The 17,750-nt window shown below is 62.3% G+C and carries 4 protein-coding genes and 1 pseudogene; all 5 read left to right on the forward strand.

Going from position 1 to position 17,750, the window contains the following annotated elements; all coding sequences use genetic code 11:
* Positions 1–80 precede the first annotated feature (80 nt).
* The 5 genes and pseudogenes from FAZ95_RS24725 (at position 81) to FAZ95_RS24745 (ending at position 17,503) form a co-directional block, all read left to right on the forward strand.
* Positions 81–11,168, forward strand: a complete 11,088-nt coding sequence (locus FAZ95_RS24725; protein ID WP_137335160.1) for a filamentous hemagglutinin N-terminal domain-containing protein — start codon at positions 81–83, stop codon at positions 11,166–11,168.
* A gap of 383 nt (positions 11,169–11,551) precedes the next feature.
* A complete protein-coding gene (locus tag FAZ95_RS24730; protein WP_137335161.1) occupies positions 11,552–12,184 on the forward strand; it encodes a VENN motif pre-toxin domain-containing protein in 633 nt (210 codons plus the stop codon).
* Positions 12,185–12,216: 32 nt separating this feature from the next.
* Positions 12,217–12,558 (forward strand): hypothetical protein, encoded by a 342-nt coding sequence (locus FAZ95_RS24735; protein WP_217497470.1) that lies wholly within the window; start codon positions 12,217–12,219, stop codon positions 12,556–12,558.
* Between the two features lie 412 nt (positions 12,559–12,970).
* Positions 12,971–15,786, forward strand: a pseudogene (locus FAZ95_RS40155) (DUF637 domain-containing protein); the annotation flags it as partial.
* A gap of 673 nt (positions 15,787–16,459) precedes the next feature.
* A complete protein-coding gene (locus tag FAZ95_RS24745) occupies positions 16,460–17,503 on the forward strand; it encodes a hypothetical protein (protein WP_137335163.1) in 1,044 nt (347 codons plus the stop codon).
* The last annotated feature ends 247 nt before the right edge of the window (positions 17,504–17,750 follow it).

A 17,750-nucleotide genomic window follows, 5' to 3' on the forward strand; every position in this document is an offset into this window, starting at 1 on the left:
GCCGTGCTCCGCCGGCTGGCCGGCCGGCGAGCGATCGCATGAAACGCAGCGAATAACAACGAAGAACGATCGATAACGATATGAACACGACCACACGGGGTAGTTTGCGACAGCTCGAACGCGCTCAAGCGGCGCGCGATTTTGCGCGCCATCGGGCGTTCGAGGCGTTTCGTGCATCGACGCGTCTGCGCATGCCGGCAGGCGGGACGCCTCGCGTGTACACGTGGTGGCAGCGCGCGATCAGCGCTGTCGTGGCCGCGACGCTGTTCGTCGGGCCGATTACCGTGACGGTCGAACAAGGACGCGCAGCGGCGGGTGTTCTCGCCGCAGGCAGCCATCGCCTCGACGACGACGCTTGGCAGGTCATACAAGACCTCGCCGCACTGCGCGTGCGCTTCGCGATGCAAATGGCCGAGGCGGCGCCGATCGTCGACCCCACCGCACCGATCACGTTCCAGCCGAAGATCACGCAATCGACCGGCGCGAACGGCGGCGTGCCTGTCGTCAACATCACCGCACCGAACGGCGCGGGCATCTCGCTCAATCAGTATCAGAGTTTCAACGTCGATCCGGTCGGGCTGATCCTCAATAACAGCTTGATGTCCGGCACGTCGCTCACGGGCGGCAACGTCGCGGCCAATCCGAATTTGAACGGACGCACGGCGAGCGTCATCGTCAATCAGGTGACGTCCACCGGCACGGCGTTCGCCACGCTGCTCAACGGCCCGCTCGAAGTGTTCGGCGCGCCCGCGACGGTCATCATCGCGAACCCGAACGGCGTCGCGACGCAGGGCGCGGGCTTTACGAACACGATCGGCGTCACGCTGACGACGGGCACGCCGCAATTCCTGACGAGCGTCGGCGGCACGGCGACCGGTTTCGCGAACGCGCAGGCGGTCGGCTACAACGTGACGGGCGGGCACATCCAGATCGAAGGCAATGCCGGCGTCAACGGACCGGGGTCCGGGATCGAAGGCACGGTCGGCACGATCGACCTGATCGCCGAGACGATCGGCGTCAATGCGCCGCTGTACGCGGGTAACCGCATCAACGTGATCGCGGGGCGGCAGTTCGTGGCGCCACAAGCGGTGGACAGCAACGGCACGACGACCTACGCGACGTCCTCGAACGGCGCGACGAACACGGCCGCGGCGATTAACGCAGGCAACGGCAACGCGAACAACGGCTATGCCGTCGACGCGACCGCGTACGGCGCGATGACGGCTGGGCAGATTCAAGTGATCGGCACGGCGGCCGGCATGGGCGTGCGCACCGATGCACAGCTTGCCGCCAATGCGGGCGACTTGTCGCTGTCGGCGAACGGCGATGTGCAGATGGCGGGCAGCATTGCGCAGAAGCTAGTGAGCGTGCAATCGAGCGGAAACGTGACGCTGACGGGCTCGCACATCGGCATCGGCGGCTACACGATCAACGCGAACGGGGATGTGACGTCGACTGGCACGCTGCAGTCGGGCAGTGACGTGAGCATCACTGCGGGCGGCAACATCACGACCAGCGGCAACGTGAACCTGGACGGCAACCTGACGTTGAGCTCTGGGCAAACGACCACGATCGCGGCGCAGGCGACGGCCAAGCAAGCGGTGGCGCTGAGCGCAGGACAGAGCATTTCCGTGACCGGGTCGCTCGCGAGCGGCACGACGCTGACAGCTACAGCGCAAGGGGCGTTCAGCGCCGCAGGCTCGGTGCTGATCGGCACGGACGCGACCATCAACGGCGGCAGCATCGACGTGGCGGGCGTGCTGATCGCGCAGAACAACGGCACGCTCGCGGCGCAAGGCGACCTCACGGGCAGCGGCTCGATCGCGTTCGGGCAGAACGGCACGCTGACCACGGGCAATGACGTGTCGCTCACGGGCAAGCTGCTGGCCAACGGCCTGAACGTGGCGGCGGGCAACAGCGCGACGTTTGCGCAGGTGCAAGCGGGCGGGGCGTTCAGCGTGGCGGCGAAGGGCGCTTCAGGTGGCACAACCGGTGCGGGCGACGTGACGTTCAACGGCGACGCGGCGGTGGTCGGCGCGACGACGGTGCAGGCCGCGCGCGACGTGATCGTGAATGGAACGCTGGCGGGCGGGGCGCGGGTCGGTTTAACTGCGCAGCGCAACGTGACGGTGGCTTCGGGTGGAACCGCGCAGTCGGTCGGCGATATGTCGATCGTGGCGACGACGGGCAACGTCACGTCGACGGGCACGATCAACAGTGGCGGGGCTCTCGGCGCGCAGGCCGCTCAGAATCTCTCGCTGACCAGCTCGACAAGCGCAACGGGCGACATGACGCTCAAGGCGGGCAACGACTTGACGATCGGCGGCTCGCTCGCGGGCCAAGGAAACGCGACGCTCAGCGCGGGCCACGACGCGATCCTCGGCGGTAACAGCGGCATCGCGAAGGACGTGACCGTCACGACCGGCAACGACATCGCGATGACCGGCGCGCTGCAGGGCAACCACGTTTTGATGACCGCGGGCAACTCCGCGACGCTTGACAACATCCAGGCCAACGACACGCTCACCGTGACCGCCAACGGCGCGGCGGGCGGCGGAAACATCACCGTGAACGGCCTCGTTGCGTCGTTCACGAGCGGCACGCTCAATGCCACGCAAAACGTCACCGTGAACGGCACGCTGCAGACGGCGTCGGGGCTCGGCATCACGGCGGGGGCGAACACGTCGGTGGCGGGCACCGTGCAGTCGAACGGCAACGTCACGTTCACGAACAACAGCGGGTCGCTTGCGAGCACCGGCAACATCGCGGCGGGCGGCAACCTCGTCGCCAACGCATCGCAGTCGATCAATCTCGGCACGCTGAGCACGTCCGCGCTCGGCGACATGACGTTGACGGCCGGCCAGAACATTCAGATGGACGGCACCGTCGTCAGCCAAGGCAACGGCAAGCTGAAGGCGGGCGGCAACATCGCGGGCGCGGCGTCGGCGGCGTTCGGCCTGGCCGCGAACCTCACCTCGGGCGGCGACACGGATCTGACCGGATCGCTGCACGCCGCGACGGTGCAGACCAGCGCGGGCGGCAACGCTACGCTCAACAACGCCCAGGCCGGCTCGACGATTTCGCTCAACGCGCAGAACAGCCTCACGGTGACGGGCGCGGTGGCGGGCGGCTCGACCGTTGCGCTCAACGCGGGCCAGGACATCGCCATCAGCGGCTCGATTCAATCGACGGGCGATACGAACCTGACCGCGCAGAACGGCAGCGCGGGCTTGAACGGCACGTCTGCATCGATCGCAAGTAGCGGCGCACTGAACGTGCAGGCGGGCACCGACATCAACCTCGGCGGCACGACCACGGTTGCGCTCGACACAACGCTCAACGCGACGCGCGACGTCAACGTGACGGGATCGATCAGCGGGCAGGGCAATGGCCTCGTCACGTCGGGCCGCGATATCGGCGGCGCGGGGTCGATCAGCTTTACGCAGGCGGCGACGCTGCTTGCCGGACGCAATGTCGCGCAAGGCGGCCTGATTCAAGGCAACACGGTGCAGGTGTCGGCGGCGAGCGACGCGACGGTCAACAACGTCGAGTCCGCGACGACGATTGCGCTGACCTCGGGTAAGTCGGGCGCGGGCAACCTCACGGTGACGGGCGGCGCGGCCTCGACGGGCGCGATCACGGCGATCTCGGCGGGCGACGTGACGATCGCGAGCACCGGCAAGCTCGCGAGCGGCTCGACGATCGGCGTTGCGGCCGCGAACGACATCAACGTGGCGGGCGCGATCGAATCGAACGGCGATACGACGCTCAAGGCGCTGCAAGGCAGCCTGAACGTGACGGGCGGCATCAACAGCGGCGGCAAGCTGACGGTGACGACCGGCCTCGACTTGTCGCTCGGCGCAAGCACGAGCGCGGTGGGCGATGTCACGCTCAACGCGGGCCGCGACGCCGTGCTGAACGGCACGCTCGTCGGACAGGCGAACGGCCATGTGACGGCTGGTCGCGACATCTACGGGCCGGGCACGAAGTCGTTCACGAACGCGGCAGCGGTGCTCAACGCGCAGCGTGACATCGCGCTGACGGGCTCTTTGCAGGCCAACGTCGTGCAGGCGACGGGCGGCGACAACGCGGCGCTGAACAACGTCACCTCGGCGACGACGCTCACGCTCACCGCGAACGGCAACGCAGGCAACGGCGACGCGTCGATCACCGGTACGGCGACGGCGCCCGGCGTGGTCTCGCTCACGGCTGCGCGCGACGTGCTCGTGAGCGGCTCGCTCACGGGCGGCAGCACCGTCACGCTGAACGGACAGCGCAACGTGACCGTGAGCGGCGGCGTGCAATCGCAAAGCGACCTCGACGTGACCGCGACGACGGGCAGCGCCTCGCTGACCGGCACGACGACCACGAACGGCGCGTTGAACGTGACGTCGGGCCTCGATACGCAGCTCGGCGGCCAGATCGCGGCAACGAACCAGGTCACGGTGCAGGCGGGACGCGACATCATGCTGACCGGCGCGCTCGCCGGTCAGGCGGGCGGCAAGTTCACGGCAGCGCAGGACATCAACGGCGCGGGGGCGGCGGCGTTCGCGCAAGCGGTGAGCGTCAACGCCTCGCATGACGTTGCGTTGACGGGCTCGCTGCAGGGCACGGCGGTCACGGTGACGGGCCAGAACAACGCAGGACTCGGCAGCGCGCAAGCGACGAGCGGTGACCTGAACGTGACCGCGAAGGGCAACGCGGGCGGCGGCGACGTGACGTTCGGCGGCGCGGCAACGGCCTCGGGCAACCTGACGCTGACTGCGGCGAACAACGTCAACGTGGCGGGCGCGATGAACGCGGGCGGCACGACGAACATCACCGCGCCGGGCAGCGTGACGCTCGCGAGCGCGAACTCGACCGGCGACTTGACGATCGGCGCGGGCGCGGGGATCGCCGCGAGCGGCAGCGTCACGACCAACGGCAATTTGCTCGCGACGGCGGGCAACGATATTTCGATGGGCGCCGCGCTCGCAAGCGGCACCGTCAATCTGCAAGCGCAGGGCTTGAATGGCGCGGGTGACGTCAGCGTGACCGGCACGCTCGGCTCGGGCGGCGCGACGACCGTCTTAGCGGTGCGCGACGCGACCGTAGGCGGCAACGTATCGAGCGGCGACAAAGTCACGATTACTACGGGGAGGAACCTGAGCGTCGGCGGCAACATCGGCGCGGGCGCGGATACCGCGCTGACGGCGACGGCGGGCAATCTCGCGGTGACCGGCTCGACGACGGGCACCGGCAACCTGACCGCGAACGCAGGCGGCACGCTTGCGCTGGGCGGCGAACTCGTCAACGGGGATACGACGCTGAACTCGGTCGGCACGGCGACGTTGACCGGCGCTTTCTATGGTTTGGGCGCGGCCACCGTCAACGCGGGCTCGATCGTGGGCGGCGGTGCTCTGACGTTCGGCAAGGACATCAACCTCACGGCGAACTCGGGCGGTATCACGCTTGGCGCGATTCAAGGCGCGGGGCAGTTGATCGCGACGTCGAGCGGCGACATGTCGTTCGTCGCGTCCACGGCGGTCGGCAACGTCAACGCCACTTCGAAGAACGGTAGCGTGACGTTCAACGGCGAATTGCAGACGGGCGGCAATGCGCAGATTCAAGCGGCCGAGAATGCGGCGGTGACGGGCGGCATCTCGTCGATGGGGACGGTGAACGTCACCGGGACGAACGGGAACGTGACGGTGGCGGGCGTGTCGTCGAACGGCGATACGACGATGACGGCGGGCCAGACGCTGACGCTTTCGGGCACGAGCGTCGTCGCCGGACAGTTCCAGCTGACGGGCGGCAACGTGACGTTGAGCGGCTCGGCGAGTGGCTCCAAGAACGTCACGGTGACGGCGCAGAACACGCTCGATGCGAGCCAGGCGACGCTGGTTTCGACGCAGAACACGCAGGTGTCGGGCGCGAACGTGACGCTCGGGAATCTGGTGGTCGGCGGGACGTTGACGGCGAACGCTTCGAATCAGCTGTCGATCGCATCGGGTAGCGCGGTGGACGTGGTGGGCGCGACGACGCTTGCCTCGCAGAACGGCTTGACCAACGCGGGCCAAGTGCTCGCGGGTGGGCCGCTGAAGGTGTCGGCAGTGAACCTGACCAACGCTGCGAACGCGTCGCTCGCGTCGACCGGCACGACGATGATCAACGCGACGAGCTTCACGAACGCGGGGCTCGTGAACGGTCAGACGACCACGGTCAACGTGGCGGGCGGACTGAGGAACGTCGGCGGGTCGTTGATGGGCGTGGATGCGCTGACGATCAATACCGGCGCGTTGAATAACCAGAACGGGGTGATTTTTGCGGGCAATCCGAATTCGTCGGGCGGCCCGACGACGGGGGATTTGTCGCTGACGATCAACGGCGGCAATGGGTCGCTCTATAACGCGGGCGGGCAGTTGCTTGCCCAGCGCAACATGGGGATCAGCGCGGTCAACTTGGCGTTCGACCCGTCGCAAGGGACGATCAGCCAAGGCGGGCAGCTCTCGATTACGGCAGGGACGATCAGCAACAGCGGGACGTGGAATTACGGCGGGCAGGGTGTATCGATCGATGGTCTCTACGGGATCTACAACGGCGGGACGATGACCGGTACTGCACCGCTCACGATTTCGACGGGCGGGACGTTCACGAATGCGGGGAGCGTGATTGGCAACGACGTCACGTTCAACGGGACGCTGTACAACGCCGGCGGCGCGTTGACGCATGCGAACGATGCGCTGACGTTGAATGGCAATACAACCAACCGTGGCACGGTGGAGTCGGGGAACTCGCTGACTGTCAGCGGCGGCAATTACGACAACCAAGGGGCGTCGACGCAGACGCAGGGGAATGCGACGTTCAATTTGGGTGGGACGTTGCAGAACACGGGTGGGTCGATTTCCACTGGAAACAACCTCACGATCAATGCGGGTGCGGTGGTGAATGACCAGACCGCGCCCAGTGGTTCGGCGACGAGCACCACGGTTGTAGCTGATCCGGCATTGCTTTGGTCGGGTGCGGTGGGGACCGAATATGGTCAGAGCCAAAAGCGGTTGAATGCCGACACCTGGATACCGTTCAACTGGCAGTTCAATGTAACGCTAGGGGATGTCCTGTCACCGACAGGGTGTAGCTCGACGAGCAGTTGCGGGGCGTCAGGAGGAGGAACGCAGCCTGTGGCCGGTTCGGGCTCTCTAACGCTCAACGAATACAGCGTAGCGGTCGGATCGGATCAGAACGGCGACACGACGTATGAAAACGTTTGGTACGTAGGGACAAGCGCTGATCCGAATGCGATCAGCTCGATGACGCTTGCCTTGCCGACCGTCTATCAGAGCACCACAACACAGCAGCCGGGGACGTCCGGCGTGATTTCTGCCGGCGGCTCCATATCGCTGACGGCGAGCTCATTGTCGAATCGGGGTGGGCAGATCGCGGCGCAGGGGAATGTGTCGCTCAATATTCAGTCGCTGGATAACGGTGCGGTGGCGCCGACGTTGGCGAGTCAATCCACGACGTACGTCGATCAGTCGCAGTACTCATCATTTCTCTCTCAGCTCAACGCGCTCGGAACCTTATCGGTCGCTCCCCCGGCCAACAGCCCTTGGCAGAATCCACCGACGCTGTTCAATTTTGCGCTCGGCGCGGCTGCACCCACGGCTACAGGCACGCTGAGCGATTCGACGCCGACCGGGATGATTGCTGCCGGTTACAACATGACGGTTGGGGGTGGGAATCTCACGAACGCTGGCCTTATGTATGCCGGTAACAACGTAGTGATCACTTCCGGGTACCTCACAAACCAGGGCGGGAATTCACAAAACTATTCGTCCCAAGTGGGCTGCGCCGCGGGCGTTCCGAACTATGACTGCGGCGGATTCGGCCACCCCCGCGGCGAAAACCCGAATACGACGACCTTCAGTTATTCGCAAAACGACGCCACGATCTATGCCGGCAACGATCTAGTTATCGCCGCAGGACAAGTCAACAACACCTACGGCAACTTGCTTGCCGGTCACAACATCGTCATTGGCGGCGTAGGCACGACGGCAACATCGACGACCCCGGCTCAAAGCCTGAACAACACGTCGGGCAACATCGTTGCAGGCAACAACATCACGCTGAATGTCTCCGGCGCGATCACGAATAATCTGCCGCCGCCGGTACTGGTCCACCAGAACTACGGCGCCAAGGAGGAATACAGCGGCTGCATGACCGCAGGCGGCTACAAGGAAAGCTACTGCGAAGGCTACGTAGAACAGCAATCGGGTAGCTCGTCGGTGATCGGCGCGGGCAACAACCTGCAGATCAACGCCGGCAGCCTGACCAACATCGGCAGCCTGATCGCGGCGGGCACAAGTGCGACCATCAACGTGACCGGCCCGGTCGTGAACGAAGCGCAAACGCTGAACGCCTACTGGCACTCGCACTGGGTGCAAGAGACGGGCGATTTCAGTCCGGACAAACGTCACGACGTCTGGGCGTGCGGCTCGGTGGCTGAGTGCACGCAGTTGTACGGCAGCGCATATACCAACGTAGGCGGCTCCATCGATCCGCCCACGCCGGTCGGCAACATCGCCGCGACGATTCAGGCACCGAACCTGACGGTCACCTCGGACGGGCAAATCCAGAACGTCGGCAACATCGTCGGCACGTCGGTGACGCTCACGGGCCAACGGCTGATCAACGGCATCACCACGGCGAACACGTACACGCCGCACGTGAACGCGCCGTCGCAAGTGATCTCGCTGAGCCCAGTGGACTTGCCGGGGCTGAACCTGTCGTTGCCGCTCGTGTCGGGAAGCTCGATCCCAACGGCGGTGGCGGGGACGGCGTCCTACGTGGAGCAGTCGCTCGGAAGCTCGTCGCTCCTGGGCCCGCAGCAACTCATCAGCGCGCTGCCCGCGAGCCTGCAGCCGAGCTCGACGCTGTTCTACTACAACCCGCAGGAAGAGGACCTGGTGCTGCAGCAGGCGGCGCTGCAGCAGACGGGCCAGTCGAGCTTCGTGAGCGGCCTGACGTACGACAGCACGAACGGCTTGTCAGTGACCGATCAAGAGAAGGCGATCCTGTATCAGAACGCGATCAACTACGCGAAGCAGAACGATTTTCAACTGGGCGATGCGCTGTCGCAGACGCAGATCAACGCGTTGACGCAGCCGATGTTGTGGTACGTGCAGCAGACGGTGCCCGACCCGAGCTGCACGGCGACGGGCACGGCAACCTGCCCGACGATCACGGCGCTCATGCCGCAGGTGTATCTGCCGCAGAACTGGAGTGCGATGTCGGCGGGCGGGAACATTGAGGGCACCAATGTCACGCTGAACTTCAATCAGGGTGGTCAAGGCAGCATCCTGAATACGGGAAGCATCACCGCGTCGAACACGCTGACGGTGAACACGCAGTCGCTGACGAACGAGGCGAATCAGGTCAACGTCGGCAACATCTGGCAGTACGTGAAGGACACCGGCTACCAGGACACAACGGGTACGGAGGTGCAGCCGGGCGGGTTCATGAGCGCGGCGAACATGAATCTGAACGTGGAGACGCTGCAGCAGATTGGTGGGGCGCTGCAGGAGCTCAACGCGGACGGCACGGTCAATCAGGCAGGCACGCAGCAGATGTTGGCGGCGTTGCAGCAGCAATTGGGCGCGAATTTCACGCAAACCAGTGTCAGCGACAATCTGCACACGAGCTTCACGGCGGAGGGTGGGTTTGGTGTTGGCCAGTTGGCTTCGATGGTAGTCGCGGTGGCGCTGTCCGCGATGGGCATGCCGGTGCTTGGCGCCATGTTGGCCGCCACGATGAACGAACTAGCTAGCGGTCAGGGACTTAACCTCGGTAGCATCATCGAGGCGGGAGTGGTGGCGTATGCGACCGAAGGCCTTGACTCCGGACTGGGGCTGAACGATCTGCAGCTTTCCAACGTGGGCAGTGACATCGCCGCGGGGACGGCGAGTGCAAGTGAAATTGCGCAGGGCGCAGTAGAGGTCGTGGGTCAGAGCGCGGTATCGGCGGCGGTCAATACCGTGGCGTACGGAGGCAGCTTCGGGCAGGCCTTGGAATCGGGCCTTGCGAGCAACCTTGCGGCGGCGGGCGCAGGCGCAATCGGCGAGCTTAATAGCGAAGGGTTCTTTACTAATACGTTTGGAGACTTTTCAAAGATTGCGTACGCTGCATCTCACGCGGCGTTGGGGTGTGCTGCCAGCGCGGCTGAGGGAACGGGGTGTGCAAGTGGGGCCATTGGCGGGGCGGTGAGCTCCGCGTTCACTTCCCTGATTCCAGATCCTACCGATAGCAACGGCAATCCGACTTCGTGGTCATCAGGTCAGGTTGCGGCACTGACTGCTGCATCTATGGTGTTAGGTGGGACTGCAGCGGGTTTACTGGGACAAAATGCCGAGGCCGGAGCGACAGCGGCTGAAAACGAGACGCTTAACAACCGAGTGCTGCACCCGCAGGAACAGCCGCTTGCGCAGCAACTTGCCGCCGCTGCCAACGCTAAGGGAATTACCAATTCGGACGGGGCGGCGGTGACTGCAAACGACATTGCGAACCAGCTGGCTCAGATGAGCTATAGCCAGAACGGGAGTTCGGAAAGCGGAGCTGCGGCGACGGTAGAAGGAGCTGTACCGCCGAATGACGGGACGACGTGGGCGAAGGCTGGGGTTGACGCGAATACAGGGCAGACCATCTGGACACAAATACCGGGAGCGGCGAATCCGACGCTGCAGGCTTTTATCCTACAGAATACAAATGGTGCCGACGTACCGCTGCTCCAGCAGTATAAGGCGTCGTCCCCGGGAGATCAGTCGAGTTACGGGCCGCAGGGGATTTCGGTGGGGTCGGGTGCAGGATCGATCTGTCCGAACGGAAATTGCGGTTTGGCTAATGGTAGTGTGCAACTTTCGTTTCCAAGCCCGGCGACATTAACTGATCAAGCCTCGACAGGATTCGGTTTGGTAGCGATTTGGCTTCCGCCGCCATATGGCGAAGTCGCGCTTGCCGGTGCAGCGGCAGTAAAATCGTTGAATTACCTTTACAGCCAACCGACACCTTTTAGCGTTGTGTACGATACGGTTAACGCGATGGTCGGGGCTGTGATTCCTCAAGGACGAGCGGTACAGACGATTTTTACGCTCGGGACAACTGCTGCACAGCCTTACGTGGTGCCAAAAAAATGAGAAACGACTTGGTATTGTCGGAGGAGAGTGGCGATGAATGATCAGCGTTGGAGTGATGACTTGATTCCATTGGAGCGGAAGGTCTATCGACTAATCGCTTATTCGGCTTTAGGCGTGGTGTTATGGTGCCTAGTTGTACTTCACAGTCCGTCTGGTAGAGATTCTCTGACTTTCGTAGGTATTGCTTTTGCTGCTCTCTTCATTGGTATTGTCTTTGGATGGGGGTATAACAAGAGTGTGAGAGTGCTAGATCTTCGACGATTCGAGAAAAAATAGCGAATTCCGACTGATGGATGTGTACCGCTGCTTAAAGATACGAACAAGGTCGCAAGCCGATAATCGCCTATGCTAATGGGGCCATTGGCGGGGCCACCAGCGCACTTGTGGCTCCGTTCCTGGTTGACCAAGCGGGCGGACTAGCGAACCTGACCGATGGGCAGCGAGCCGCAATCGTCGGGGCGTCAATGTTGCTCGGCGGTTTGACGGCAGGGCTCGCAAGGCAGAATGTAGCGGGCGGTGCGAACGCTGCCACGAACGAGTCGCTGAACAATTCGACGAATCCAGAAGATATCGTCCACGGCAAGGATCTGATCCCGCTTGAAGGCGGTGGTGGCGGAAACGGGGGAGACATCGTTTCAGAGGTACCCCCTGTAAGCACCAGTGGTTCCGCCGACGCTGATTCGGTTACCACGCCTGCCACAAACAACGCGGGAGCTACTTTAGGAGATATTCTTGCGCCAAATGGTCAACTGGTTGGCTATGTGAACCAAGGGGCAGGAGCGAACATTCGAACCGTCACACCGGATCAGTTTAGTCAAATTGAATCGCAGTTAATGCAAGACGCAACACCGGTGGCGACGTCACCTAGCTATGCCCGGAATGGCGGGACCTACTATCAAATGCCAGACGGAACCATCTTTGGGATCAGACAGAGTGCAACAAGTGGCACGACTATAGACGTTATTCAGAGCAATAACCCAAGTCTACCGCCTGGATTCAAGGTGCATCAAAAATGAGCGAACCTCGTGATCGATATAGCGGGGATACCATGAGCGAATACATCGCCAAGGTTCCCAACGAACTTCCGGTCGATGCAGTAGGGCTATGGCAAATAGTTCCTTATGGCCGTCGCGGATTTGGATTGGAAGGAGACGAGCTGGTTAGCTATGTTCGTCGCAACTTACATGCGTTGCTCGAACGAGGGGCGAAACCAGTAGTTGGAGCGACCGACGGCATCCACTATTGGCAGTTGCAGAATCAATACGGCACGACGACCGAGGAGATTGCAAATGCAGTCATAAAGGAGTGGCTTGCCAACGGTGGGGACGATCCGGATCCAGGTGGCCTTTGGTTCGCCCTCCCTGAGGTATACGAAATGACCAAGAAATGAGAAATGCCGCTAGAGGCCGTATGATCCATCTCCGTTCTTGTAGGTGAAAATGAACTTCTCCCTCACTGCAGGCGTGGGCCGGCTATTGCCCGGACAGCAGCAGTAAGACGAGCCCGGCGTGAGCCGGGTTTGTTGTTTATGGGGTCCGCGAGCATAGCGGTGCGGTCATCAGATTTGTGCAATTCGCGGTCGTTGTGCGTGCGGCGCCGGTTGACTAGAAAAGCCCCCTGGCGACTGCGCGGCCGAAGTCCTCGTTGAGATGCATTTGCTTCGAAGTCTGCATCGCGCGCTGTATCCACTCGGAGCCAAAATCCCGATTTGTACCCTGCTGCATGTCGTGTGTCGTGGTGGCGGAAATGTCGGAAATCCCGCTGAGCGCTACGTGGTCCATGGTCGCCGAATTGCGCGATTGAGCATCGCGGCGACGATCCAGGCGCCGAACTTGACGGTCACGTCCGGCGGCCAGATCGTGAACGTCGGCAACATCATCGGCACGTCGGTGACGCTCTCGGGCCAGAAGCTGATCAACGGCATCACGACGGCGAACACGTACACGCCGCGCGTGAATGCGCCGTCGCAAGTCATCTCGCTGAGCCCGCTGGATCTGCCGGGGTTGAATCTGTCGATGCCGCGCGCGGCCGGCAGTGGCTCGATGCCGACTCCGGTGGCGGGTCAGGCTTCCTATTTCGAGCAGTCGCTCGGCACGTCGCAGACCTCGACGCTGGGTCCGCAGCAATTGCTCAACGCGTTGCCGGCGAACCTGCAGCCGAGCACGACGCTCTTTTACTACAACCCGCAGGAAGAGGACTTGGTGCTACAGCAGGCCGCGTTGCAACAGACGGGGCAGGCGAGTTTCATCAGCGGGTTGACGTACGACAGCACGAACGGCGTGTCGGTGACCGACCAGGAGAAGGCGGTTCTGTATCAGAACGCGCTGAACTACGCGCAGCAGAACGATCTTCAAATGGGCGACGCGCTCTCGCAGACGCAGATCAACGCGTTGACGCAGCCGATGTTGTGGTACGTGCAGCAGACGGTGCCCGACCCGAGCTGCACGGCGACGGGTAACGCGACGTGTCCGACCGTGACCGCGCTAATGCCGCAGGTGTATCTGCCGCAGAACTGGAGTGCGATGTCGGCGGGTGGAAACATCGAGGGCACGAATGTCACGCTGAACTTCAACCAGAACGGCCAAGGCAGCATCCTTAATACGGGGACGATCACCGCGTCGAACACGTTGACGGTGAAAACGCAGTCGCTGACGAACGAGGCGAATCAAGTCAACGTCGGGCAGGTCTGGCAGTACGTCAAGGACGCCGGGTATGAGGACACGACTGGCACGCAGGTTCAGCCGGGCGGGTTCATGAGTGCGGCGAACATGAATCTGAACGTGGATACGCTGCAGCAAATCGGCGGGGCGCTGCAGAAACTCAATGCCGACGGCACGGTCGATCAGGCTGGCACGCAGCAGATGCTGGCGGCGTTGCAGCAGCAGTTGGCGGGAATTTCACGCAGACGTCGGTGACCGATCATCTGCACACGGACTTCTCGAAGCAAGGGGGGAGCTTTTCCGACCAGCAACTCGCGGCGCTGGTGGCCGCCGTTGTGGTAACGATTATCACGTTCGGAGCGGCGAGCGAAGCGATCGGTGCAACGCTGGGTGCCCAGGGGGGCACGTTTGCGGCCGGTGCAGCGGGGTCCACAGCGGGGCTGGGTAACGTGGCGCTATCCGCCGGTATTGCAGGCGTGGCATCGAGTGCAACCAGCCAAGCAATAGGAAATGATGGTCAGGTCAACTGGGGCAGCGCATTTGAAGCGGGTGCGGTGGCGGCAGTTACGGCGGGGCTGACCAATGGCATCACCTACAACTCGACTACCGGCTTAGGGTTCTCGACACAGCCGCTGGCGATTGGCGGTCCCACCGTTTCGCTGGCGAGCCTGGCCGGGGTGAGTCCAGCGATCGGCAATACGGCGAGCCAAGCGAGCACGCCGCTTGCCACGACGATTGAGACGCGCGGCCTGGCGATGCTGGCGGACGCGGGGATCTCGGCTGGGGTGAGCAGTGCGATCGAGGGTGGGAGCTTCCTGACGAACTTGAAGCAGGACCTTGTGAGTGAAGGTGCAGCGGCTGGAGCGTACGAGATCGGCAATCTCGAACCAACGCTCATGAAGGACCTGGGACAAACAGGCGGAGAGCTTGCTTACCTTGGGGCTCATGCCGCTTTGGGGTGCCTGACGAGCGCGGCAGACGGTACGGGATGTGCGGGTGGGGCGATTGGCGGGGCGACTTCCGCGCTGGTATCACCGTGGGTAACCTATGCGGCATCGCAGACGGGTGCGCCGCTAGATGTTCAAAACGGGATTGTCGCGGGTCTTGCGACGCTTACTGGTGGCCTCGCTGCCGGATTGGCAGGGGCCAACGCGCAGGCGGGGGCTATATGGGCCCAGAACGAGGCATTGAACAACACACTTCAGCATCGGGATCAGGTTCTCGCGGCTATCAAGAAGACGCTGAGCGCCAACCCGACGCTGGCTTCAAAGTACAGCGCGGATACGCTGCTGAAGGCGGCCGAGAATGTGTACGGCGGAAACGGCGGCATGGGTGTTTGGACCAACCAAGCCGATGCCCAGGCCGCCACCGCGCAGAACGGCACGACATACTATCGGAATGCGCAGGGGCTGTATGTCGAGCAATGGAACGTCCCCGCCGGTGCAGAAGAAGTCGCACAGAATATCGTTGATAACGCGTATCACGAGTACGGAGCTCAGTTTAAAGCGGTAACGTTTGACAACCAGAGCCAACTGATGTCGACGTATTTAAAGGCGTTTGGCTTTGACCCGTCGCAGTTCCAGGGAGCGGCGGAGCTAGCGGCGGGCGGTGCCTTGTCTGGGATTAGTGGCAGTCTTGGCGCATTCGGGGGGACCATAGACGCCACTGCCACTCTAGCAAAGTATGGAAACTCGGCCGCAAAGCTCACACATATCTTTGACGATCCGACGCACGATCTGGGACAAATGGTCGACCAATACGGGAGTAATGAAGCTGCGTTTGCCGCTGTCGACGCCGCTGCGCAACAGTTGGCGGGTCGACCCGGGGTAGTTACCGAGTGGATCAATGTGGGAGGAACCCCGGTATGGGTGCGTGGAACGACGGTCAATGGATCGTTCAGAATTGGTACCTTTTCGGGGAATACAGCCAACCCCAAATATCCTTTGCCGGGTAAATGAAATGGGAACTAAGCCAGAACTGTTTGAACTGAAAGTCATGAAGCTCGCCTTAAGGGGCGATGCTGACTGGATTGTGGGTATGCGGGCGCAGCTTCCGCACTTGACTGTCGCTGACCGTCGATCATCCGGGAGTGGTTTCACAACCGACTTTAACTGCGCGGAAGACGCTGTTCCGGTCAGCGTCCCCCGCAGGCCGGACGGACTTCCCGTAACGGGGTATCCACCAGCAATCAACGCGAGGCGCAGCAAGCCGATTGAGGGCCTCGTGAGCTTTATCGTTTGGTTAGGTCATGACGGGAAGATTCGACAACTCGAAGCGTGTCCGTTGACGGACGACCAATGGCCAGACGACCTATTTAGCGGTTTTCACTTGTTCCAAGATGATGTGGGAAATATCGTCGAGGAGTGAAAGACGCTAAAAGCGGAGGGTGTTGCCAGATCACCGAAGTGAACTGCAGAAGGATGAGGTCGCGTTCAAGGAGCGGTATTCGAAGGAACGAGGCTTTTGCCCAGACAGCAGGAGAGACACGAACCACTTCTTTCCAATTGGGCACGCCGGTGGGCCGAAAACCGCGTCTGGGCAAAAAATCCTCTGAGCCGAACCGCATGGGGGCGTGAGCGCGCGCAAAGCCGCATGGGTGTCTAGGTTTGCGGGCGATTGCGAAAGCGGGGCGTGTTGGGTGCTGGATACGGGGCGATTGGCGGGGCGACTAGTGCGGCGTTCTCGCCGGACTTTATCAAGGCGATCGATCCGACGGCTGCTGCGTTGGATTCTGGGCAGCAGGCTGGGTTCGCGACTTTGCTGGGCGGGGTAACGGCTGGATTGGCTGGGCAGAACGCCCAGGCTGGTGCGATGGCGGCGCAGAACGAGGCGCTGAATAACGCTGGAAAGCACACGGATGAAGGCGGGCTGTTTAGCAAGTTGGGCGATGCTTTCACGACCGCCTGGAACAACTATCAGAATCAGCAGGCGGCGCAAGCCATAACGGAGTCTCAGGTTGGCGCCGGGGTAGGCCAGACATTGGCGCCGGGGGCTGCTGGTACCGTGCAGGCGGGCACTGGCTTTGGGATGGCCGCTCTCGGTTCGAGCGTGGTCACCGCTGGATTGGCATCCTGTCTCGAAACGTTCCTCATCGGTTGTGGGCTAGCCGCTGGAGGAGCGGTGATGGCGTTCACCGGCGCTGACAATATTGCGTCCGGTACCGCCCTAGCGCTGACAGGGCAATATTTGCCGACGTTGGGCTCGGGCTTGGTCGGCAACGTTCTGCCCGTGGATCAGCAGACGGCTGAGGCGATTTATGGCTCGTTGAGTGCGGGGGCGGCTGGTAAGCTGGCACCCGTGGCCTTCACGATGCCTGCTGGTTTCGGTACAAACAGCGTGGTGGTGGGCGCTGATTCGGCGCAGAATATTGCAACCGCGAAGCAACTGGCCCAGCAGTTGCAGCTTGAATCGGCTAATTCACCGTTCACGGCAGGTGGTACGCTGACGCAGAATGCTATTAACGATGTGCAGGCAGTCCCCGGATTGGGTCCGGGTCAATTGGCCAATCCCAACATACCGGCAGGCTTCGGCAAATATACGACGCAGACTTATCAAAGCCCTGCGGGACCTTTCCAGGTGCATTTCTATATGAATCCAACGACCGGGGAGGTGTCCTATGGTTTGGATTACAAGGCAGTCTTCAACAATATGTCTGGCGTGCCCAAGAAGCCATGAAGGTTAAATGCACCCGCTTACTTGATGCCTTCGGTCGAGAGGTTGAGTTCTCTCCGTGGCTGACGCTCGGACGTATCTATCATGTAATGAGCATCGAGATTGACCCGGATGGAAAACGTAGTTACGGGATAGTGACGTCTGAGCGGGCGGGGGAGTGGCCAAACATGGGGGGGCACCAAGTAGAGTGCTTTGAGATCGTAAGTACGACGGTGCCATCGAACTGGCGTCCAAAAATAAATACGAATGG

The organism is Trinickia violacea (assembly GCF_005280735.1).
GTDB classification, from domain to species: Bacteria; Pseudomonadota; Gammaproteobacteria; order Burkholderiales; family Burkholderiaceae; genus Trinickia_A; species Trinickia_A violacea.